The organism is Actinosynnema sp. NPDC037264 (genome assembly GCF_055603705.1).
The window spans coordinates 37883-58472 of the sequence record NZ_JBVJVK010000013.1 but is presented as its reverse complement, the minus strand read 5'-3'; the positions used below and the strand labels follow the sequence as shown (position 1 = coordinate 58472).

Below are 20590 nucleotides of genomic sequence, written 5' to 3'. Positions count from 1 at the left end.
TCTCCTTGTCCCGGCGGTGCCACCACGTCGAAGGGCGGTCTCCTCGTAGGAGGCCGCCCTTCGACGTGCCCGAGCAGGCGGGGGTGGCCCGGCCGTTCGACGCACGGGTGGTGTGCGGCGCGAGCACCGCGACTCGACGCTAGGGCGTCCAGGGTTCACCGATCGGGTGATCATCAGTGCCGAACGGGGGGTTACGCGTCGTCACCCTCGACCAGGGCGGCGGACGTGATGCGGTGCAGGGGGAACCGGCGCACCTCGCCGTAGCTGACGTCGACGCCCTCCAGCACGCCACCGCCCACGACCTGCGGCGTGATCACGCGGCGGGCCGCCGTGCCGTGGCCGTCCACGAAGTCGACCAGCACGCTGCGACCCTCCCGCGCCGCCCGCTGCAGCAACGCGAGCGTGGCCGACGGTCCCGCGCCCAGGTGACCCGGCACCGAGACCCGCGCACCGCCGGTGGTCGTCGCCGCGCGGTCGCCCGCCCGCACCACCCGCACCAGCTCGTCCAGCTGCTCGTCCGACGGCGCGCCCGGCTGCACCGGCCTGCGCCGCCCCTTGCCCGCGATCCGCCGGCCACCGGCCCGCAGGTCCAGCACGTGGCCGTCCGGGCCCTCGGCGGCGGGCGCGAAACCGGCCTCGCGCAACCCGTCCAGCACCTCCGCCAGCGGCAACGGGCTGACCAGCACGGTCGGCGCGATCTTGCGCAGCGCCAACCGCTCGGCCGCGGCGTGCGACATCACCTCGGTGATCAGCACGGGGTCGTCGCAGCGCAGGAACGACCCGGCCGCACCACCCCGCAACCGGCCGTGCTTGCGCGCCGCGTCGTCGATCAGGTACGTCAACGACTGCGGCACCGGCGTGCGCGACCGGGTCTTGAACAGCTCGTGCAGGTCGGCGGCGCTGCGCCCGGCGTCGAACGCCCGCCGCACCGAGCTCTCGCGCACCCGGTAGACGGTGGCGCTGCCGGCCGACTCGACGTCCGCGACCAGCGCGATCTCGTCGGCCAGCTCCGGGTCCAACCGCCCGGGCGCGACCACGGTCAGGTCGGCCTGCACCAGCACGTGGTCGACCGGCGCGGGCAACGCGTCGCCCAGCCGCTTCGCCGCCGCGCCGGGACCCTCGGACAGCAGCGTGCGGCCCTGGGCGGTGATGGCGTTGTGCGCGAGGACGCCGACCTGCGTGCCCTCGTCCACGGTCCACCGCACCAGCTCGTCGCGCAGCCGCCCGCCACGCCGCGGCGCCCGCCACGCCAGCACGGCGGCCAGCTCGTCCGGCTCCATCACGGCGGTGCCGGGCTCCAACGCGGCCAGCGCCTCGAGGATGCGCTTGCGGTCACGGGGCGCGCCCGGCCGGTTCAGCTCCGGCGCCAGCGGGTTGAGCAGCCGGTCCCGGTCGTCGCGCCGCCCGATCAGACCGGGCAGCCGGGGCAGGTCGAGCCACGCCTGGGCCAGCGTCGCCCACCGGTGCTCGGGCGCGGCGACCAGCCACGCGTCGGTCTGCGTGGTGGGCACCCACTCGGGTTCGAGGCCCTCGGTGTCGGCGACCAGGCCCGCGTTGACGACCAGCTCGACCAGCAGCGCGGCCCGGCGCTCGTCCACGTCGAGGTCCTTGGCGAGCTTGCGCAGCTCCCGCACGCCGACGCCGCCCGACCGCAGCACCGCCGGCGGGTCCTCCGACCAGCTCTTGAGCAGCGTCTCGACGTGCCGGCAGAGCTCCAACGCCTCCCCGCCGCCGGTGTGGTCGACGTCGGACGGGTCGCGGCGGAACGTGGTGAGCGGCGGTTCGGTGGTCTGGATCGCGCCGAGCGGTCGGTCGCCCCGCACCTTCAGCCCGATCTCGCGGGGCAGCTCGACGGTCTGCGCGTCGCGCCGGACCAGCAGGCCGCGGGCGAGCAGCTTCTGGATCGGCGTGCGGGCTCCCGCGAGGGAGACGACGTGCGCGGCGTCCTTGGTCTGGCCGACGGGCGGACCGGCCGCGAGGGTCTGCAGGACGCGGAGCTCGTCGGGGTCGAGGGCGGTGAGGTCGGCGGTGGCGAGCCGGGGCACCGAGCGGCCGAGGCCGCAGGGGAACGGGTTGACCGCGTCACGGCTGGCCGGCGGGGTGCTGAGCGCGTGGTCGCCGCCCCAGAGCAGGGCACGGGCGCGCAGCGCGTCGAGCGGCGCGCTGATGTCGGTCGGCCCGAACAGCTCCTGCACGGCGGTCCGGCCGACCGGCGCGAGGTCGGCGTCCAGCACGAGCAGCGCTTCGAGGACGGTCAACGTCAGCGTGTCGAGGTCTTCACAGGCCCGCGCCACGGACGCCCGCGACCCGATGCGGGTGGCGAGCACGGTCGTGTCCGCCGGTGGGGGCGTGGCCAGGTCCGGCCGGGCGCGCAGCAGAGCCACGAGCGCGGAGTCGTCCTGCGCCCGCAGCCACTCGGCGAGGGTCGTGCCGGACATCCTCACCACGGTATATGCCGACCACCCGCACCGGGCCGGCCAGCCCCCGCAACCCTGCGGTCGGCCGGAATCGCCGGACCCCGCCCGGCGTCAGTCCGCGGTGGGTTCGGCCGGCCAGGCGTCGCGACCGGTCAGGTGCAGGACCAGGGCGGCGATGTTCCACGCGTCGTCCGCGCCGCGGTGGTGCCTGCCCTCCAGCGGCAGGTCGGCGATCCGCAGGGCCTGCGCCATCCCCGGGCGCTTGCGCAGCCCGTGCGCCCGCGTGAAGACCAGCTTCGCGTTCCAGTGCCGCCTACCGAACGGGTACGGCACGCCCGTCGCCCCGCACTGCCGCGTGAACTGCCTGCGGTCGTAGTCGCCCCAGCTAGCCCACGGCCTCGAACCGGCCCGGTGCTCGACGGCCAGCTGCCGGCACGCCTCGGCGAAGTCCACGCCGCCGTCGACCTCCGCCTGCGTCAGGCCGGTCAGCTCGGTGCAGAACGGGCTGACCGCCGAACGCCGCGGTCGGACCAGGAGCCGGTGCTTGCCGACCCGTTCGCCCGACGCGAGGTCGACCGCGGTCAGGCCGATCTCGATGATCTCGCTCACCTGGCCGGGCGGCGGGTCGCCCGCCCAGCACGTGGCCTCGATGTCGACCACGTTGAGCAGTGCCGTCGTGTCGCTCACCGGCCCGAGGGTAGGGATCACACCGGTGACGTGGCTCTCGCTTTTCGCCGCCGGGCACCGCGCGTCGTCACCCGGGCGGATGAGGCACACTTGTCCCGACGAAGGCACGACCGAGGAGGAACCGTGGCCAAGGCCCGCCCCGAGCGCATCGACCCGCACTGGCCGGAGCCGCCCGCCGACGGCAAGTACGCCGTGTCCGAGCTGGCCAGCGACGTGCAGGGCGCGATGTCCCCGTTCGGCAAGGTCACCTTCCCGCTGCCGGTCGAAGAGCTCGGCTACCACCACCCCGTGACGGAGATCAACCGCTAGCCCGGACGCGCGCGGCCGTCGAGCCGCGCGCGTTCCGTATATCCGCGCGGACTACGCTCGATCCCTCTTGAGCTGTGCTGTTCTGGGAGGTTCGATGCCGGTCCCCGGCCCTGGTTACTCGATCACCGTCCGGCTGGAGGCCCCGCCGTCGGCGTCGGCCGCCGGCGACCTCACCTCGGCCGTCGGCCGGGCGGGCGGCGTGATCACCGCGTTCGACGTCGTCGAGTCGCACACCGACCGGGTGATCATCGACCTCACCTGCAACGCGCTGTCGGCCAACCACGCCAAGGACATCACCGACACCCTGGAGCTGCTGCCCGGGATCGTGGTCCGCAAGGTGTCGGACCGGACGTTCCTGGTCCACCTCGGCGGCAAGATCGAGATCTCGTCCAAGGTGCCGCTCCGCAACCGCGACGACCTCTCCCGCGCCTACACGCCCGGCGTCGCCCGCGTCTGCATGGCCATCGCGGAGAACCCGGACGACGCCCGCCGGCTCACCATCAAGCGCAACACGGTCGCCGTGGTCACCGACGGCTCGGCCGTGCTCGGCCTCGGCAACATCGGCCCGGCCGCCGCGCTGCCCGTGATGGAGGGCAAGGCCGCGCTGTTCAAGAAGTTCGCCGGCGTCGACGCCTGGCCGGTCTGCCTGGACACCCAGGACACCGAGGAGATCATCCGCGCGGTCGAGCTGATCGCGCCGGTCTACGGCGGCATCAACCTGGAGGACATCGCCGCGCCGCGCTGCTTCGAGATCGAGGCGCGGCTGCGGGAGAAGCTGGACATCCCGGTCTTCCACGACGACCAGCACGGCACCGCGATCGTCGTGGTCGGCGCGCTGCGCAACGCCCTGCGCGTGGTCGGCAAGAAGATCACCGACTGCAAGGTCGTGGTGTGCGGGGTCGGCGCGGCGGGCAGCGCGATCATCCGGCTGCTGCTCAAGCAGGAGCCCGGCGACGTGGTGGCGGTCGACGTGGACGGCATCGTGCACCGCGACCGGCCGGGGCTGGACGACAACCTGAAGTCCGTCGCCGCGTCGACCAACAAGGAGAACGTCAGCGGCCGGCTGCACGACGCGCTGGTCGGCGCGGACGTGTTCATCGGCGTGTCGGCGCCGAACCTGTTCGGCGCCGAGCAGGTCGCCACGATGAACAGCGACGCGATCGTGTTCGCGCTGGCGAACCCGGACCCGGAGATCGACCCGATGGAGGCGCAGAAGCACGCCGCCGTCGTGGCCACCGGGCGCAGCGACTTCCCGAACCAGATCAACAACGTGCTGGCGTTCCCGGGCGTGTTCCGGGGCCTGCTCGACGCCCACGCCCGCACGATCACGGACTCGATGCTGATCGCGGCGGCCAACGCCATCGCCGACGTGGTGGACGGCGAACGCCTCAACGCGTCGTTCATCGTGCCCAGCGTGTTCGACACCTCGGTCGCGCCCGCGGTCGCCGAGGCGGTCCGGAAGGCCGCCACCGAATCCGCCTAGCATCGCGGGTATGAGCAACCAGTTCACCCACCTGGACGCCGCCGGCGCGGCACGCATGGTCGACGTGTCCGAGAAGGAGCCGACCACGCGCACGGCGGTGGCCTCCGGTGTCCTGCGCACGACGGACGAGGTGGTGGCGTTGCTGGGCAGCGACGGGCTGCCGAAGGGCGACGCGCTGGCCACGGCCCGCATCGCCGGGATCATGGCGGCCAAGCGGACCTGGGAGCTGGTGCCGCTGTGTCACCCGATCGCGTTGTCCGGGGTGAAGGTGGACCTCGTGCTCGGCGACGCCGAGGTGCGCATCACCGCGACCGTCCGCACGACGGACCGCACGGGCGTGGAGATGGAGGCGTTGACGGCCGTGTCGGTGGCCGGGCTGACGCTGCACGACATGGTGAAGGCGGTCGACCCGGCGGCGTCGCTGGACGCGGTGCGGGTCGAGCGCAAGGAGGGCGGCAAGACCGGCCTGTGGGAGCGCCCGTGACGGCCGGCTCCGCGCCCGTGACGCCTGGCCCCGCGGTCCGGACCGCGCGCGTGATCACGGCGTCGAACCGGGCGTCCGCCGGTGTGTACGCCGACCGCGGCGGGCCGATCATCGTGGCGTGGCTGCGGGAGCGGTCCTACGACGTGCCGGACCCGGTGGTCGTGCCGGACGGCGAGCCGGTGGCCGACGCGCTTCGGGCGGCCGTGGCGGACGGTGTCGCGGTCGTCATCACGACCGGTGGCACGGGCGTGAGCCCCACCGACCGCACGCCGGAGGCGACCAGGTCGGTGCTGGACTTCGAGGTCCCGGGTGTGGCCGACGCCATCCGCATGTCAGGCTGGCCCCGCGTGCCGACGTCCGTGCTGTCGCGCGGGGTGGCCGGTGTGGCGGGCCGCACGCTCGTGGTGAACCTGCCGGGCTCGACCGGCGGGGTGCGCGACGGGCTGGAGGTGCTCGCGACCGTGCTGGAGCACGCCGTCGACCAGGTGTCCGGAGGTGACCACGCATGACCGAGGTCCTGCGCGCGACCGTCAGCGATCAGCCGCTGTCCGTGGACGAGCACGCCAAGCTCGTGGAGCACGCGGCGGCGGGCGCGGTGGTGACGTTCGCCGGGGTGGTGCGCGACCACGACCACGGGCGTTCGGTGCGCGAGCTGGAGTACGTCGGGCACCCGACGGCCGGCGCGGTGGTGGCCGAGGTGGTGGCGGACGTGGTGGCCCGGTTCGAGGGCGTGCGGGCCGTCGCCGTGTCGCACCGGGTCGGTCCGCTCGCGATCGGGGACGTGGCGCTGGCCTGCGCCGTGTCCGCCGACCACCGGGGTGAGGCGTTCGCGGTGTGCTCGGAGCTCGTCGACGAGGTGAAGCGGCGGCTGCCGGTGTGGAAGCGCCAGGTCTTCACCGACGGCACCGACGAGTGGGTCAACATGCCCTGACCAGGGCCACGGGGAACCCGGCGACGAGATCCCCGACAACCCGGTGCGGACCCACGACCGGCAGGTCCGACCGGGGCGACGACAACTCGGTGACGGGAACTCAGCCCGGAAACGGGTCGGGGACCCCGGATCGCCGAGGGGGGCGGTCCGGGGTCCCTGTTCCGTCGTGCACCGACTCGCGCCGGCCACGGATCACTTGGTGGCGATCTTGTGACCCGGCAGGATGAGGTCGGCGTTCGGGATGAACTGCTTGTTGAGCTCGTGCAGCTTGGCCCAGCCGCCTTCGACCTTCAGCTCCTCCGCGATCTTCGACAGGCTGTCGCCGGCCTTGATCTCGTAGTCGCCGTTCGGGTTGGAGGACGGCAGCGCCACGGTCACGGGAGCGGGGGCCTCCTGGACCGGCGCGGCCTGCTGGACCGGCGCGGGGGCGGCCTGACGCGGCTGCGCCGGGGCCGGGGCGGTCCTGGCGGGCGCGGGGGCGCCGCCGAGGCCCTTCGGCCCGCAGACGGGCCAGGCGCCGATGCCCTGGGTCTTCATCACGTTCTCCGCGACGCGGATCTGCTCCTCGCGGGAAGCCTGGTGGGGCATTCCGGAACCACCGTGCGCGGTCCACGTGGACGGCAGGAACTGCAGGCCGCCGTAGTAGCCGTTGCCGGTGTTGATGCTCCAGTTGCCGCCACTCTCACACGCGGCGACCGCGTCCCAGTTGACGCCGGACTGCGCGTTCGCGGTGCCGGCGGCCATGGCCAGCGGCGCGCCGACGATGACGCCGGCGACGGCGACCTTCGCGATGCTCCGGGCGGTGGAACTGGTGGTCGGACGGTGCTTGCCTCGGTAAGAAGCCATTTCCCTCTCGTCCACCCGCACCTGCGCGTCCGGCTCGGGTTCGGGCCCGGTACGCCGTTCGGCTTGATCCCTGTCCGGTGGTTGTCTCTCGCTCGGGGGTGTTCCGGGACACCGTTGGACAGGTTCGGTGCGAGGCGTCCCGGTCTAGCTCTGGTCGGTCGGGGCCAACCGAGAAGCGACGGTACGTAACCGGGAGGCTCGCGCCAAATGATCTGCCATGTGACGCACGTCACTGTAACGCGACCGAGTGACTCCCCGACCGTCCCGTTTAGCCAGCTCAGGGCACCGTTACCGGTCTGTTTCCGTTCCGAGATTCGCCGAGATCAATCACCGTAAGTGAGGTTTAGCTCACGTACTAAGCCGCAAGGGTGGAGAAGCCTCATCCGCCGGCGAAGGGTGGCAACACGTCGAGTTGTGCCCCGGACCACACGGCCGTGTCATGATCGCGAACGGCCACACCGTCCAACAGGTAGCTGCACGCGGGCAGCACGCGGGCCGCTTCCGCGCCGTGCCGGCCGCGGACCGCCTCGATCGCGGCCCGCACCGTGGCCGCGTCGCCGGGCAGCTCGAAGCTCTCCTCCGCCACGCCCACCGCCGCCCTGGCGCCCGCGAAGTACCGCACCGTCAGCCGCACCTCACCCTCCGATCGCGCTCATGGGCCGGTCGGGCTGGCTGAACCCGGCCGAGTTGATGCCGTGCCCGGCGGCCTTGGCCCACGAGTTGCCGCGCCACACGTGCGCGATGTCCTCGTCCGACGCGCCACCGCGCAGCAACGCCCGCAGGTCCGTCTCCGACCGGCTGAACAGGCAGTTCCGCACCTGGCCGTCGGCGGTGAGCCTGGTCCGGTCGCACGCCGAGCAGAACGGCCGGGTGACCGACGCGATCACGCCGACCACGGCCGGGCCGCCGTCCACCAGCCACCGCTCGGCCGGCGCGCCGCCCCGCTCGCCCGGCTCGGGCGTCAGGGTGAACCCGGTGCTCAGGGACTCGAGGATCTCCTCGGCGGTGACCATGTCGTCGCGGTTCCAGCCGTGCTGCGGGTCGAGCGGCATCTGCTCGATGAACCGCAGCTGGTAGCCGTGCTCCAGGCAGTGGCGCAGCAGCGGCACGGCCTCGTCCTCGTTCACGCCGCGCATCAGCACGGTGTTCACCTTGACCGGCGTCAACCCGGCGTCGCGGGCGGCGGCCAGGCCCGCGAACACGTCCGCCAGCCGGTTGCGGCGGGTGAGCCGGTGGAAGCGCTCGGGGTCGAGGGTGTCGAGCGAGACGTTCACCCGGTCGAGGCCCGCGGCGACCAACCCGGCCGCGCGCTTGGCCAAGGTCAACCCGTTCGTGGTCATCGAGATGCGCGGCCGGGGGTCGAGCGCCGCGGTCGCCGCGATCACGCCGTCCAGGCCGGGCCGCAGCAGCGGCTCGCCGCCGGTGAACCGGATGTCGGTCACGCCGAGGCGGGTCACCGCGATGCCGATGAGGCGGGTGAGCTCGTCGTCGGAGAGCAGGTCCGGCTTCGGCAGCCAGTCCAGGCCCTCGGCGGGCATGCAGTAGGTGCACCGCAGGTTGCAGCGGTCGGTCAACGACACGCGCAGGTCGGTGGCGATCCGGCCGAACCGGTCCACCAGCAGGGGTGAGTCCGGTCGCTCGGAGGTGTCCGGGTTGCCGCGCACGGCGGGTAGCCCCAACTCGACAGCTGTCACCCCTGCCAGGGTAATCGGCTGACACTTGTGGGTGCTGGTGGAAATGGGGGACGGCGGCGGGCGGTGAGTTGGGCGAAGATGCCGAACACGTTCGCCGGAACCCCGGGTCGGAACGCTAAATTGCCTGACATGAGCAGTGAGCACGAGGTGCCCGCGGACGTGCTGGAGCGGTTCAGCGTCTACGCGCGGGAGACCAGCGCGCTCACCGTCCTGTTCCACAGCCGGGTGGCCGAGCGGATGGGCCTGTCGCCGACCGACGAGAAGTGCCTCGACCTGGCCCTGCGGGCGAGCGGCCCGATCACCGCGGGCAAGATCGCCGAGCTGTCCGGGCTGTCCACCGGCGCGGTGACCGGCGTGATCGACCGGCTGGAGCGCGCCGGCTACGTGCGGCGGGTCCGCGACCCGCACGACCGGCGCAAGGTGCTCGTCGAGGTCACCGTGGCGGACGGGGGCAAGTTCGACCACCTGTTCGTCGGCGCGCAGGAGACGCTGCGCGAGGTGCTGTCGCGCTTCACGCCGGCGGAGCGGGACGTGCTGGAGCGCTACAACCAGACGCTCATCGAAACGTTCCGGCGACGCGTGATCGAGGCCTGAGCCGGCAGCATGTCCGCCATGGCCGCTCAGTGGAACTACCTGATGGACATGGACGGCGTGCTCGTGCACGAGGAGCACCCGATCCCGGGGTCGAGCGAGTTCGTCGCCGAGCTGACCGCGAACGGCATCCCGTTCATGGTGCTCACGAACAACTCCATCTACACCCAGCGCGACCTGCGGGCCCGCCTGGCCCGCACGGGCCTGGAGGTGCCGGAGTCCGCGATCTGGACCTCGGCGCTGGCCACCGCCAAGTTCCTCGACTCGCAGCGGCCGGGCGGCTCGGCGTACGTGATCGGCGAGGCGGGCCTGACCACGGCGCTGCACGAGATCGGCTACGTGCTGACCGACCGCGACCCGGACTACGTGGTGCTCGGCGAGACCCGCACCTACAGCTTCACCGCGATCACCAAGGCGATCCGGCTGGTGGAGGAGGGCGCGCGGTTCATCGCGACGAACCCGGACGCCACCGGCCCGTCCCGCGAGGGCTCGCTGCCCGCCACCGGCTCGATCGCCGCGCTGATCGAACGCGCGTCCGGCCGCGCGCCTTATTACGTCGGCAAGCCGAACCCGTTGATGATGCGGTCGGCGCTGCGGGCGCTGGGCGCGCACTCGGAGAGCACGCTGATGATCGGCGACCGGATGGACACCGATGTGCGGTCCGGCCTGGAGGCGGGGTTGCGCACGATCCTGGTGCTCACGGGGATCTCGACGGAGTCGACGGCCGAGCTGTACCCGTACCGGCCGACGCGGGTGGTCAAGTCGATCGCGGACCTGGTCGGCAACTCGGCGAACCCCTTCCCGGACGGGCTCGCGGACGAGGGCTGAGCCCGGGGCCGGAGCCGTGGGCCGACGTCCGGGAATAGTCGGTGGTCGGGGCTAGCTTGATCGGCCATGGGAATCAATCACCTGGCGGTCATCGAGGAGTACAGCGGGTCCTTCACCAAGGCGGTCGTGGGCAACCTCGGCGCACCGGTGCCGAGCTGTCCGGGCTGGACCGTGGACGACCTGGTCGCGCACATGGCGGAGGTGCAGTCCTGGTGGACCGCCGTCGTGCTGGCCAAGGGCGCGTACCCGGACGAGGAGGCGGCGCGGCGGGCCGCCGACACCGGGCCGGACCGGATCGAGGGGTGGCGGGAGATCAGCGCCCGGTTCGTCGCCGTGCAGGAGGACTACCTGCGCGTCGGCGGGCCGGACGCGCCGGTGTGGGTGTTCTGGAACGAGGAGAAGCGCGACACGGCGGCGGCGCTGGCCTCGCGGCAGGCGCACGAGGTGGTCGTGCACTGCTGGGACGCCCAGCAGGCGGCGGGCGCGGTCGAGCCGATCCCGGCCGAGCTGGCGGCGGACGGGGTGGACGAGTTCCTGGAGCGCTTCCTCAACGGCAAGGAGTGGGAGGGCGGGCCGCTGGTGCTCCAGCTGGCGGCGACCGACACCGGCGCGACGTGGCTGCTCGGCACGGACGGGTCGGCCAGGCCGGCGCGGCTGGCCGGGGGCGAGCCGGACGTCCGGGTCAGCGGCACGGCCGAGCAGCTTTACCTACTGCTGTGGCGGCGCCTCGGGGTGGAGGAGCTGACCGTGGCGGGCGACCGCGCGAAGGTGGACGCGCTGCTCGGGTGGCCCAAGCTGTCGTGACGGGAAGCCGCCCTCGGCGGAGGGCATCCCGTTGATCCGGTCGGCCATCCGCTCGGCCCGGTCGCGCAGCAGTTCGGCGCGGCACGAGCCGGGGCCGCCGAACGCCGCGCCCAGGCGGTCCAGCAGGTCCGCCTGGAGGCGCAGCCACTCGATGTGCTGCCACGGGTGCCAGTTCGCGCCCGCCCGCGCGGCCACCGAGACCATCGCCTCGTCCAGTTCGCCGGCGACCTGTTCCAGTTGCTCTCTCATGGTGGGTGAGAGCCCGCCGGCCGGCTTTCGTCACGGCAAACCACCCGGATCTCACCCTGACGGGTGAGGTTCGCGGTGGTGCGGCCGAAGCGTCCGGGCCGAGCGCTGATCGACTTTTGCGCACCACACCCCCGCGTCGCTTATCGTCGCAGGTGTGGAACGACCGCTCTTCGTGGTTGGCGACGTGCACGGGCACCTCGCCGAGCTGACCCGCGCCCTGCACGCCTCGGGCCTGGTCGACGCCGACGGTGACTGGTGCGGCGGTGACGCGGAGCTGTGGTTCCTCGGCGACTTCGTCGATCGCGGCCCCGACGGGATCGGGGTGATCGAGTTCGTGATGCGGCTGGCCGAGCAGAGCGGTGGCCAGGTCGACGCGCTCATCGGCAACCACGAGGTGCTGCTCCTGGGCATGCACCGGTTCGGCGACCGCAACGTGCCCGGCGCGCCGACCCCGCGCAGCTTCGCCCGCAGCTGGCTGCTCAACGGCGGCCTGCGCAGCGACCAGGACCGGCTCACCGACGCCCACATCGAGTGGCTGACCTCCCGCCGCGTGCTCACCGAGGTCGACGGGCACCTGCTGATGCACTCCGACACCCTCGCCTACCTCGAGTGGGGCGACACGATCGACGAGGTCAACGAGGCGGTGTGGGACGTGCTCAAGGGCGACGACCTGGACCACTGGTGGGAGTGCTGGCGCAAGATGACCACCCGCTACGCGTTCCGCGGCCCGGACGGCGCGCTGGTGGCGGGCGAGCTGCTCGAGGTGCTCGGCGGGCACGAGGTGGTGCACGGGCACAGCGTCATCGCCGACCAGCTCGGCGTGCCGCCGGAGGAGATCGACGGCCCGCTGCGGTACGCCGACGACAAGGTGCTGGCGGTCGACGCGGGCCTCTACAGCGGCGGTCCGTGCCTGGTCGTCCAACTGGCGGACCAGGCGGAGTAGGCGCAGCATTGCCCCACCCGCAAGTCGGGCCCCACCCGCAAGTCGGGCCCCGACCGCTGACGGCCCCACCCCAGGAGGGCTCCACCCCGCAAGGAGGAGCGACATGCTCACCGCGACGCGGACCACGACGATCCTGCCCGTGACCGACTCGGACCGGGCGGCCCACTTCTACGCCGACCGGCTCGGCCTCACGCCGCTGGGCGGCAGCGACGACGGCACCCGCCTGTTCGAGCTCGGCCGGGGCGACGTGCTCGGCCTGATGCCCGCCGAGGAGGGCGCGCAGAGCGGCCACACCGTGCTGAGCTTCGAGGTCGACGACCTGGACGCCGAGATGGGCGAGCTGGAACGGCGCGGCGTGCGGTTCGAGGACTACGACCTGCCCGAGCTGAAGACGGTGAACCACGTCGCCGTGCTCGGGTCGGAGAAGGCGGCGTGGTTCCACGACAGCGAGGGCAACGTGCTGTGCCTGCACGAGGTGACCGGCTGACGGGCCCCGGGCCCCGGGCGCGTTCGGGGACGGGTCAGGGGAGGGAGACGATCTCCTTGCCCAGCGGCATCAGGGAGACCGGCACCATCTTGAAGTTCGCCACGCCCAGCGGGATGCCGATGATCGTCACGCACAGCAGCACGCCGGTCACCACGTGGCCGATGGCCAGCCAGATCCCCGCGACGACGATCCACACGACGTTGCCGAGCAGGGACGGCGCGCCGGCGCCGGGCCGGTCCACGACCGTGCGGCCGAACGGCCACAGCGCGTAGTTCGCGATGCGGAACGACGCCAGCCCCCACGGGATGGTGATGATCAGCACGCAGCACACCACGCCGGCGACCACGTACCCGACGGCCAGCCAGAAGCCGCTCAGGACCAGCCAGATCAGGTTCAGGATGAGCCTCACACCTCCATCTTGCCCGATTAAGCTCCCGTCCCGTGCTGAACAAACTCCGCTGGGGCGTCGTGGCGACGGGCGGCATCGCCGACGTCGTCACCGGTGACCTCCGCCTGCTGCCCGACGTCGAGGTGCTCGCGGTGTCGTCGCGCGCGCTGCCCAAGGCCGAGTCCTTCGCGGCCAAGCACGGGATCCCGCGCGCGTACGGCGACTACGCCGACCTGCTGGCCGACCCGGACGTGGACGTCGTCTACGTGGCGACGCCGCACGTCCAGCACCACGCGGTGACCCGCGCGGCGTTGGAGGCGGGCAAGCACGTGCTGTGCGAGAAGCCGGCCACGCTGACCCTGCGCGAGCTGCAGGACGTGGTGGACCTGGCGTGCGAGCGCGGGCTGTTCTTCATGGAGGCCATCTGGACCAGGTTCAACCCGCTCATCGTGCGGATGGCGGAGCTGGTCGCGGACGGCGCGATCGGCGAGGTCCGGTCGGTCCGGGCGGACTTCGGCTTCACGCTGGAGCACGACCCGGCGCACCGGCTGTGGAACAAGGCGCTGGGCGGCGGGTCGTTGTTCGACCTCGGGATCTACCCGGTGTCGTTCGCGCACCTGCTGCTGGGCGAGCCGGAGACGGTCCAGGCGCACGGGCGGATGGTCGGCGGTGTGGACGCCGAGATCGGCATGCTGCTCGGCTACGAGGGTGGCGCGCACGCGCTGCTGGGGTCGTCGTTGGTCAGCCCGCTGAAGTCCGGCGCGGTCGTGTACGGGACGCGCGGTCTGGTCGAGCTGCCGGAGGCGTTGTTCAACCCGAGCCGGATCGTGGTCAACGGGGTGGAGCACCGGCACGAGCAGGAGGGCGCGGGGTACGTTCCACAGCTGCGCGAGGTCGTGGACCGGGTGCGGGCGGGTGAGACGGAGAGCCCGTCGATGCGGCCCGCCGAGTCGTTGGCGATCCTGCGCACCCTCACCAGGGCCGCCGAGCGGGTGGGCCTGACCTACGACGACGTGGCGGTGGGTTGAGCATGGGCAAGAAGTGGGTGCTCGCGGCGGTGGCCGGGCTGGTGGGCGCGGCGGGGTTGGTCGTGTTCTCGCGCCGGGGCGCGGGGAGCGACGAGCCGGTGCGGCCCGCGGCGGTGCGCACGCGTGAGGTGCCGCGACGGGCGGACGCGCGGCGGGTCGTCGTGGCGCGGCAGGTCGGTGCGGGGAAGGTCGGGACCGGGAAGGCCGGGGCCGGTAGGGGCGGTGCGGGGAAGGCCGGTGTGCGGCGGGTCAGGGTCGCGGCGCGGCGGTGACGGTCAGTCGGCCAGCAGCGCTTCGGTCACCTGGATCACCGACTCGACGCGGCGGCTGCTGGGCGTGAGCAGGTGGCTCAACGCCATCCGCACGATCGTGTCCGCGATCAGGTGCACGCGCGCGTCCGGCATCGTCGGCCAGTGCTTGCGGAGGTGCTGGGCGAACACCGAGGTGGCGAACGTCAGGACCGGTCGCCCCTTGGTGGTCAGCAGGGGCAGCATGTCCTCGGCGTTCGCGCCGCCCAGCACGGACTTGGCCAGCGCGTCCCGGGCGGCCAGGTCGAACGCGAACCTGATGGCCCGCCGCAGGCCCTCCACGGGGTCGGGCGTGCTCGCCAGCTGCGCGCGGACGCCGTCGAGGAACTCGGCGGTCTTGTGCAGCGCCACGGCCTGCACGAGCCGCTCCTTGTTGCCGAACTCGTTGTAGACGGTCTGCCTGCTCACGCCCACCTTGGCGGCGACCTCCGCCATGCGCAGGCCACGTGAGCCGTGTGCGGCGATCAGGTCCACCGCCGCGTCGAGCAGCGCCCGGGTGAGTTCCGTCACGGCGCAAAGCTTTGCACAGCGCATAGGGTGCGAACCGTGCCTTTGACCGTGGGTTTCGACCTGGACATGACGTTGATCGACCCCAGGCCGGGCATGGCCGCCGTGATGGACGCGGTCGCGGCGGAGAGCGGCTACCCGCTGGACGGGGCCCACTTCGCGGCCAACCTCGGCCCGCCCCTGGACATGATCTACCGCGACTTCGGAGTGGTCGAAGAGGACATCCCGGGGTTGATCGCCCGGTTCCGCGAGCTGTACCCGGAGGTCGTCATCCCGGCCACGGTCGCCCTGCCGGGCGCGGCGCAAGCGCTTGCGGCGGTGCGTGAGCTGGGCGGGACGACGATCGTGGTCACCGGCAAGTACCGGGCCAACGCGGCGCTGCACTTGGCGGCGTTGGACTGGGAGGTGGACCACTTGTTCGGCGAGCTGTGGGCGGCCGGCAAGGCCGAGGCGCTGAAGGCGCACGGCGCGGCCGTGTACGTGGGCGACCACGTGGGTGACGTGCGCGGTGCGAAGGCGGCCGGTGCGGTGGCCGTGGGCGTGGTGAGCGGGCCGTGCGACGCCGCGGAGTTGACGGCCGAGGGCGCGGACGTGGTGCTGGCGGACCTGACGGAGTTCCCGGGGTGGCTGCGGGCGAACGTCGACCGGCTCAGCGCCGGGGCCGGGCGTTCCGCACCGCGCTGAGCACGCCCAGCGCGAGACCCGCGGGGGCGAGCAGCCAGCCCGCGGCGAACACCCAGGCGGGCAGGCCGCGTTCGCCGGCGATGAACATCGCGACGATGGCCGCCACGCCGAGCGCGAACAACGCCACCGCAGGCGGCATCAGCTTCGAGGTCGACATGGCTGAAGCGTAGTCGCGGGTGCGGGCGGGGCGGTGCGGGTGTGGGTGGTGCGGTGCGGTGCGGTGTGGCGGGGTGGTGCGGTGCGGGGTGGCGGGGTGGCGGGGTGGCGCAGTCGCGCGATCGGAGGTGCCCCGGCGGTGGTGTTCTGGATAGTCTGGTGGGACGCGCCTTGGGCACGCCCCGGGGCGCGTTCGTCGTGTGATCGCATAAGGATTGGTGAGAACGGTGCCGACCGGCAAGGTCAAGTGGTACGACTCGGAGAAGGGCTTCGGCTTCGTCACACAGGACGGTGGCGAAGACGTCTACGTGCGGAAATCCGCGCTGCCTCCGGGTGTCGAGGGCTTGAAGGCCGGTCAGCGGATCGAGTTCGGCATGGCCGAGGGCAGGCGCGGTCCGCAGGCGTTGTCGGTCCGGCTGGTCGACCCCGCGCCGTCGGTGGCCGAGGCCCGTCGTCGGCCGGCTGAGGAGCTGCACGGCCTGGTCGAGGACATGATCAAGCTGCTGGAGATGAAGGTGCAGCCCGAGCTGCGGCGGGGGCGGTACCCGGATCGGAAGAACACGAAGCTGATCGCCGAGGTGGTCCGGGCGGTGGCGCGGGAGTTGGATCCGTAAAGCCCGAGCGGTGTGGTGGTTGGTGGTTGTGCGTTGGTGGTCGGGTTCGGGGTCGGGCCGGTGGTCACGCTCGGGTCCGGCTGCTCGGGTCAGGTCCGGCTCGATTTGACATGGGGCCCTTACGGGCACTCCAGGCAGGCCAAAGCCGGCAGGCCCGGCGGGGAAAAGCGTCCCGCCAGGCCTGCCGGCTTCGACCAGCCTAAAGCACCCGAACCCATGTCAAATCGGGCCTCGGTGGGGTCCGCCGCGGGTCCGTTGTGCGGCGGTTGAGGGTCTCGGTGGGGTTCGCTGCGGGTCCGTGTGCGGCGGTTGAGGGCCTCGGTGGGGTTCGCTACGGGTCCGTTGTGGATTGGTAGCGCGGCTGGTCGTCGTCCTGAAGTGGGACGTCGCACGTGGCCGTGGGTGGGGTGGGTTAGTGGCGGTCGTCGATGGAGACGACCCAGGTGCCCCGGGCGACGAAGTCGAACGCGCCGGTGGTGCCCGCCTCGATGCGTGCGCCGTACTGCTGGACCTCGACGCTCTCCAGCTGGTCGTCGGGGTTCGGGAGCACGAGGGTGTAGGCGTACTTCGGGTCGCGTTCGGTGAACAGCCTGCTTCGCAGTGGTTCCTGCGGTTGGCCTTGGGCGTTGCGGTAGGTGAACTTGACCGACCAGGCGGTGTTGGCCAGGTCGCCCGGGACGGAGATCTGGACCGGCTTGCCCGGGCGGACGCGGAGGACGCCGACCGCGTCCGGGGCGACGTCGCAGTTCTCCGATCGCAGGTCGCAGTACTGGGACGGGTGGACGTTGATCGTCTTGCCGTCCGCGTAGAACGTCACCTCGGGGTCGGTGGTCGCCGTCGCGCAGCCGGAGAGGACCACCAGCAGCGACACGGGGATCAGGGCTCGGCGCACGGCGGTCGAGCCTACGTGCCCGGCCTGGGCACGACGGGCGCGGGCCGCAGTGGGCGGTCGCCGCCCAGGCCCGGGATCAGGGTCGAGCCGCGCTTGGTCTGGATGGTCTGGGCCAGGCCGACGGCGAGCAGGACGGCGAGGACGGTGAAGCCGATCCAGTACTCGGTGGGCAGCAGGACGCCGAGGGCGCCGCCGAAGACCCAGCCGAGCTGGAGGATGGTCTCCGAGCGGCCGAAGGCGGAGGCGCGGGATTCGTCGGGGACGTCGTCCTGGATGACCGCGTCGAGGGACACCTTGGCCAGGGAGCTGGCGGTGGCGCCGATCAGGCCGACGGCGGCGGCCGTGACCAGGCCGGGGAGGACGGCGGCCAGCACGACCGTGGCCAGGGCGGTGGTGAGGCAGCCGATGACGACCTGGTCGGGCGAGCCGAACTGGAGGCGGGCGCCGACGGCGTTGCCGAGGAAGCTGCCGATGCCGGCCGCGGCGGCGATGACGCCCAGCAGGAGGACCTGCATGAGGGCGTCGCCCTCGGTCTGGGCGCGGACGACGAAGGCGGCGAAGAGCATCAGGAAGCCGGTCAGCATGCGGATCGCGCCGTTGCCCCAGAGGGCGACCACGACGGTGCGGCCCAGTGCCTGGCGCTTGGGTTTGTGCGGCTTGGCGCGCAGCGAGGTGGGGACCTCGCCCTCGGTGACCTCGACCCACGAGGGGATGCGCAGGCAGTAGAAGGCGTTGGCCAGGCAGAGCGCGGCGGTGAACCAGAGGGCTCCCGGGGAGCCGAAGAGGTTCGCGAAACCGGCCGCGACCGCGCCGAACACGCCGCCGGCGGCGAGCCCGAACACGGTCATCCGGGCGTTGGTCTTGGACAGGGTGATCTCGCGCGGCAGCACGCGGGGTGTGATCGCGGCCTTGAGCACGGTGAACGACTTGGACAGGACCATGCTGCCCAGGGCGGCCGGGTAGAGGCCCCAGTTGTCGAAGTTCAGCGCCATCGCGATGGACAGGAAGACGCGGATCACGCAGGACGCGGCCAGCGCCACCCGCCTGCCGTGCTGGATGCGGTCCAGGGCGGGGCCGATCACGGGCGCCACCAGGGCGAACGGCGCGACGGTGATCAGCAGGTAGAGCGCGACCTTGCCCCGGCTCTCGCCGGAGGCGGCCGAGAAGAACAAGGTGTTGGCCAGCGCGACCGCCATCGCCGCGTCGGCCGCGTAGTTCAGCATCACCGCGTAGGTGAGGGAGGACAGGCCGGACTGCTTGGCGCCGTCGGCGTGCGCGGCCTTGCGGAACGCGGCCAGCGCCTGGCTGCTGAGCTGCCGGGTCCGGAACCACGCCACGCGGGTGACGGTCAGCTTCTTCGGCAGGGTCGGGACGGTCGGCTTGTCGGCGTCCGGCGGTGGCGTGAACCGGGCCGATTCGCGTTCGTCACGCGGGGGTGGCGGCGGGCCCGGGGTCGGGTACGGCCGGGTGCGCGGCTTGTACTCGTCGTCCTCCCACGGGTACCGCCGCGACTGGTCTTCCGGCCGAGGGGGTGTCACGCCTTCAATCCTGCCTCACCCGGTGCGGGCTGTCTCACACATTGCCGCCGGTGAGCACGGTGGCGATCGTCTCGCCCGGGATGTCGGCCACGGCGATCGCGGCCAGGCCGATCGCGCCCGCCGGTTCGAGCACGAGGCCGAGCGCGCCCCGGGCCAGCGCCATCGCGTCTCGAATGGCGTCGTCGGGCACCAGGACCATGTCGTCGACGAGGGCTCGCAGCCGGGGGATGGCGGCGGGCACGGGGACGCGCACGGCGATCCCGTCGGCGATGGTGTCGATGGGCGTGTCGGCCACCGGGCGGCCGGCCCAGGCACGGGCCACGGCCGGCGCGCCCTCGGCGCAGACGCCGACGACGCGGGTGTCCGGCGAGTGCTCCTTGATCCACCGGGCCATGCCGGTGATCAGCGCGCCGTCGCCGACGGGGACCACCGCGGTGTCGAACCGGCCCGCCCGGAGCAGTTCGACGGCGATGCTGCCCGCGCCCTCGGTGACGGCGACGTCGCGGCCGTCCTCGACGAAGATCGCGCCGACCCGCTGGGCGTGCTCGCGGGCGGCGTCCTTGGCGGCGGTGAAGTCGCCCGGGACCTCGATCACGGACGCCCCGAGGGACTTCATCCGGCGGACCTTGTCGCGGACGGCGGCCCGGGAGACGAAGACCTCGACCGGGAAACCGCGGGTGCGGCCGACGTAGGCCACGGCCTGGCCGAAGTTGCCCGCCGACGCGCACACGACCGTGCGTCCCGGCGGCAGGGTCGCGCCCATGAAGTCCGCGCCGCGGCCCTTGAAGCTGCGCAGCGGGTTGACCGTCTCGACCTTGACCAGCACCCGGCGGCCCAGCGCCGCGCCGAGCTGCTCGTCGACGTACTGCGGGGTGCCGCGGAAGACGGGGTCGATGGTCTCGGCGGCGCGGGCGATGTTGTCGAGGTCGATGTCCACGTGCGAGACCGTAGGTCACTACCGCGTGAAGCGGACCCGGAAGATCGTCGGCCAGTTCTTGCCCGTGACGAGGAACTCGTCGGTGCCCGGCACGGCCGCGATGCCGTTGAGCACGTCGGACTTCGGCACGTCGGCCGGCCGCAGCCCGCTGAGGTCCACGGTGGCCGTGACCTGGCCGTTCGCCGGGTCGATGCGCACCACCTCGTCGGTCTGCCACACGTTGGCCCACACCTGGCCGTCGACGCACTCCAGCTCGTTGAGCAACGTGACCGGCTCCCCGTCACGGCGCACGGCGACCGAGCCGGTCTCGGCGAAGGAGGTCGGGTCGCGGAACGCCAGCTCGTCGGTGCCGTCGCTCATCACCAGCCGGCCGCCGTCGAGGCACAGGCCCCAGCCCTCGCCCTCGTACGTGACGCGTCTCACTTCCTCGAGCGTGTCCCGGTCCCGCTCGATGGCCACGCCGTCCCGCCAGGTGAGCTGCCAGATCCGGTCCCCGACGACCGTGATGCCCTCGCCGAAGAGGGGTCCGGGCAGGTCGACGCGCTGCCGCACCTCCCCGGAGGAGGGGTCGAGCCGGCGCAGCGAGGACTGCCCCTCCAGACCGGTGCCCTCGTAGAGGACGCCGCCCACGAGTTCCAGGCCCTGGGTGAACGCCCCCGGGTCGTGGGGCAGCGTGCCCAGCACTTCGACCCGGGTCGGACCGCCCGTTGGACCGCTCGGCGGGGTGGTGCACGCCGCCGACAAGACGAAGACCGCCGCCATCAGGAGCCACCGCACGTCCGAAA

Annotated in this window: 25 protein-coding genes and 1 pseudogene; 13 read left to right on the top strand and 13 right to left on the bottom strand. The window is 72.6% G+C overall.

The features are described from left to right. Positions 1-191: 191 nt before the first annotated feature. On the bottom strand, positions 192-2438 hold the full coding sequence (locus tag ACZ7GX_RS17125; RefSeq protein WP_498777646.1) for a helicase-associated domain-containing protein: 2247 nt from the start codon (positions 2436-2438) through the stop codon (positions 192-194). Between the two features lie 90 nt (positions 2439-2528). After that, the gene (locus tag ACZ7GX_RS17120) at positions 2529-3104 is read right to left on the bottom strand and encodes a 3'-5' exonuclease (protein WP_498777643.1); all 576 of its coding nucleotides are present in this window, start codon (positions 3102-3104) and stop codon (positions 2529-2531) included. Positions 3105-3227: 123 nt separating this feature from the next. Here ACZ7GX_RS17120 and ACZ7GX_RS17115 point away from each other — a divergent pair, with 123 nt between their 5' ends. The 4 genes and pseudogenes from ACZ7GX_RS17115 (at position 3228) to ACZ7GX_RS17100 (ending at position 6311) form a co-directional block, all read left to right on the top strand. Then, positions 3228-3413 (top strand): hypothetical protein, encoded by a 186-nt coding sequence (locus tag ACZ7GX_RS17115; RefSeq protein ID WP_498777641.1) that lies wholly within the window; start codon positions 3228-3230, stop codon positions 3411-3413. A 94-nt stretch (positions 3414-3507) separates the two neighbouring features. Beyond that, the gene (locus ACZ7GX_RS17110) at positions 3508-4896 is read left to right on the top strand and encodes an NAD-dependent malic enzyme (RefSeq protein ID WP_230569782.1); all 1389 of its coding nucleotides are present in this window, start codon (positions 3508-3510) and stop codon (positions 4894-4896) included. A 10-nt stretch (positions 4897-4906) separates the two neighbouring features. Beyond that, positions 4907-5380 carry a cyclic pyranopterin monophosphate synthase MoaC gene (moaC, locus tag ACZ7GX_RS17105; protein ID WP_230569783.1) on the top strand — a complete coding sequence of 158 codons (474 nt, stop codon included), beginning with the start codon at positions 4907-4909 and terminating at the stop codon, positions 5378-5380. Between the two features lie 17 nt (positions 5381-5397). Beyond that, positions 5398-6311 (top strand): annotated as a pseudogene (locus ACZ7GX_RS17100) (molybdenum cofactor biosynthesis protein MoaE). A gap of 192 nt (positions 6312-6503) precedes the next feature. On the opposite strand, the gene ACZ7GX_RS17095 reads toward ACZ7GX_RS17100, so the two are convergent. The 3 genes from ACZ7GX_RS17095 to moaA all read right to left on the bottom strand — a co-directional run bounded on the left by ACZ7GX_RS17095 (position 6504) and on the right by moaA (position 8851). Continuing rightward, positions 6504-7157 (bottom strand): LysM peptidoglycan-binding domain-containing protein, encoded by a 654-nt coding sequence (locus ACZ7GX_RS17095; protein WP_230569786.1) that lies wholly within the window; start codon positions 7155-7157, stop codon positions 6504-6506. A 379-nt stretch (positions 7158-7536) separates the two neighbouring features. Then, positions 7537-7791 carry a MoaD/ThiS family protein gene (locus ACZ7GX_RS17090; protein ID WP_498777638.1) on the bottom strand — a complete coding sequence of 85 codons (255 nt, stop codon included), beginning with the start codon at positions 7789-7791 and terminating at the stop codon, positions 7537-7539. A gap of 1 nt (position 7792) precedes the next feature. After that, the gene (gene moaA, locus ACZ7GX_RS17085) at positions 7793-8851 is read right to left on the bottom strand and encodes a GTP 3',8-cyclase MoaA (protein ID WP_498777636.1); all 1059 of its coding nucleotides are present in this window, start codon (positions 8849-8851) and stop codon (positions 7793-7795) included. Between the two features lie 129 nt (positions 8852-8980). On the opposite strand from moaA, the gene ACZ7GX_RS17080 reads away from it, so the two are divergent. The 3 genes from ACZ7GX_RS17080 (at position 8981) to ACZ7GX_RS17070 (ending at position 11074) form a co-directional block, all read left to right on the top strand. After that, positions 8981-9445 carry a MarR family winged helix-turn-helix transcriptional regulator gene (locus ACZ7GX_RS17080; RefSeq protein WP_498777634.1) on the top strand — a complete coding sequence of 155 codons (465 nt, stop codon included), beginning with the start codon at positions 8981-8983 and terminating at the stop codon, positions 9443-9445. 18 nt (positions 9446-9463) lie between these two features. After that, positions 9464-10270 (top strand): HAD-IIA family hydrolase, encoded by an 807-nt coding sequence (locus tag ACZ7GX_RS17075; protein ID WP_498777631.1) that lies wholly within the window; start codon positions 9464-9466, stop codon positions 10268-10270. A gap of 66 nt (positions 10271-10336) precedes the next feature. Then, the gene (locus tag ACZ7GX_RS17070) at positions 10337-11074 is read left to right on the top strand and encodes a maleylpyruvate isomerase family mycothiol-dependent enzyme (RefSeq protein ID WP_498777628.1); all 738 of its coding nucleotides are present in this window, start codon (positions 10337-10339) and stop codon (positions 11072-11074) included. On the opposite strand, the gene ACZ7GX_RS17065 is transcribed toward ACZ7GX_RS17070, so the two are convergent. Then, positions 10979-11323: a hypothetical protein gene (locus tag ACZ7GX_RS17065; RefSeq protein WP_498777624.1), complete on the bottom strand. Its 345-nt coding sequence runs from the start codon at positions 11321-11323 to the stop codon at positions 10979-10981. The genes ACZ7GX_RS17070 and ACZ7GX_RS17065 overlap by 96 nt on opposite strands. Positions 11324-11477: 154 nt before the next feature. Here ACZ7GX_RS17065 and ACZ7GX_RS17060 point away from each other — a divergent pair, with 154 nt between their 5' ends. Both ACZ7GX_RS17060 and ACZ7GX_RS17055 read left to right on the top strand, forming a co-directional pair. After that, entirely contained in the window at positions 11478-12266 is a 789-nt protein-coding gene (locus ACZ7GX_RS17060) for a metallophosphoesterase (RefSeq protein WP_498777622.1), read from the top strand. A gap of 103 nt (positions 12267-12369) precedes the next feature. Beyond that, positions 12370-12753 carry a VOC family protein gene (locus ACZ7GX_RS17055; RefSeq protein ID WP_498777620.1) on the top strand — a complete coding sequence of 128 codons (384 nt, stop codon included), beginning with the start codon at positions 12370-12372 and terminating at the stop codon, positions 12751-12753. Positions 12754-12787: 34 nt separating this feature from the next. On the opposite strand, the gene ACZ7GX_RS17050 is transcribed toward ACZ7GX_RS17055, so the two are convergent. Further along, complete coding sequence (locus ACZ7GX_RS17050) at positions 12788-13162, bottom strand: YccF domain-containing protein (RefSeq protein WP_498777618.1); 375 nt, start codon at positions 13160-13162, stop codon at positions 12788-12790. A gap of 32 nt (positions 13163-13194) precedes the next feature. On the opposite strand from ACZ7GX_RS17050, the gene ACZ7GX_RS17045 reads away from it, so the two are divergent. Both ACZ7GX_RS17045 and ACZ7GX_RS17040 read left to right on the top strand, forming a co-directional pair. Next, positions 13195-14169 (top strand): Gfo/Idh/MocA family protein, encoded by a 975-nt coding sequence (locus ACZ7GX_RS17045; protein ID WP_498777616.1) that lies wholly within the window; start codon positions 13195-13197, stop codon positions 14167-14169. Positions 14170-14171: 2 nt separating this feature from the next. Further along, entirely contained in the window at positions 14172-14441 is a 270-nt protein-coding gene (locus tag ACZ7GX_RS17040; RefSeq protein ID WP_498777613.1) for a hypothetical protein, read from the top strand. 3 nt (positions 14442-14444) lie between these two features. On the opposite strand, the gene ACZ7GX_RS17035 is transcribed toward ACZ7GX_RS17040, so the two are convergent. Continuing rightward, positions 14445-14987, bottom strand: a complete 543-nt coding sequence (locus ACZ7GX_RS17035; protein ID WP_498777610.1) for a TetR/AcrR family transcriptional regulator — start codon at positions 14985-14987, stop codon at positions 14445-14447. Between the two features lie 36 nt (positions 14988-15023). Between ACZ7GX_RS17035 and ACZ7GX_RS17030 the strand changes: the two genes are divergently transcribed. Next, complete coding sequence (locus tag ACZ7GX_RS17030) at positions 15024-15668, top strand: HAD family hydrolase (RefSeq protein WP_498777607.1); 645 nt, start codon at positions 15024-15026, stop codon at positions 15666-15668. Here ACZ7GX_RS17030 and ACZ7GX_RS17025 read toward each other — a convergent pair. Further along, a complete protein-coding gene (locus ACZ7GX_RS17025) occupies positions 15634-15825 on the bottom strand; it encodes a hypothetical protein (protein ID WP_498777603.1) in 192 nt (63 codons plus the stop codon). The genes ACZ7GX_RS17030 and ACZ7GX_RS17025 overlap by 35 nt on opposite strands. Positions 15826-16051: 226 nt before the next feature. Between ACZ7GX_RS17025 and ACZ7GX_RS17020 the strand changes: the two genes are divergently transcribed. Further along, positions 16052-16438 carry a cold-shock protein gene (locus tag ACZ7GX_RS17020; protein WP_498777880.1) on the top strand — a complete coding sequence of 129 codons (387 nt, stop codon included), beginning with the start codon at positions 16052-16054 and terminating at the stop codon, positions 16436-16438. Positions 16439-16850: 412 nt separating this feature from the next. Here the strand turns inward: ACZ7GX_RS17020 and ACZ7GX_RS17015 are convergent, their stop codons facing one another. From ACZ7GX_RS17015 to ACZ7GX_RS17000, 4 genes are read right to left on the bottom strand one after another with little or no spacing between them, the layout of a single operon-like run. Continuing rightward, positions 16851-17330 carry a DUF2771 family protein gene (locus tag ACZ7GX_RS17015; protein WP_498777599.1) on the bottom strand — a complete coding sequence of 160 codons (480 nt, stop codon included), beginning with the start codon at positions 17328-17330 and terminating at the stop codon, positions 16851-16853. An 11-nt stretch (positions 17331-17341) separates the two neighbouring features. Further along, positions 17342-18868 (bottom strand): MFS transporter, encoded by a 1527-nt coding sequence (locus ACZ7GX_RS17010; RefSeq protein WP_498777597.1) that lies wholly within the window; start codon positions 18866-18868, stop codon positions 17342-17344. 34 nt (positions 18869-18902) lie between these two features. Next, positions 18903-19805, bottom strand: a complete 903-nt coding sequence (locus ACZ7GX_RS17005) for a threonine ammonia-lyase (RefSeq protein WP_498777594.1) — start codon at positions 19803-19805, stop codon at positions 18903-18905. Positions 19806-19823: 18 nt separating this feature from the next. Then, a complete protein-coding gene (locus tag ACZ7GX_RS17000) occupies positions 19824-20567 on the bottom strand; it encodes a glutaminyl-peptide cyclotransferase (RefSeq protein ID WP_498777877.1) in 744 nt (247 codons plus the stop codon). Between the last annotated feature and the right edge of the window lie 23 nt (positions 20568-20590).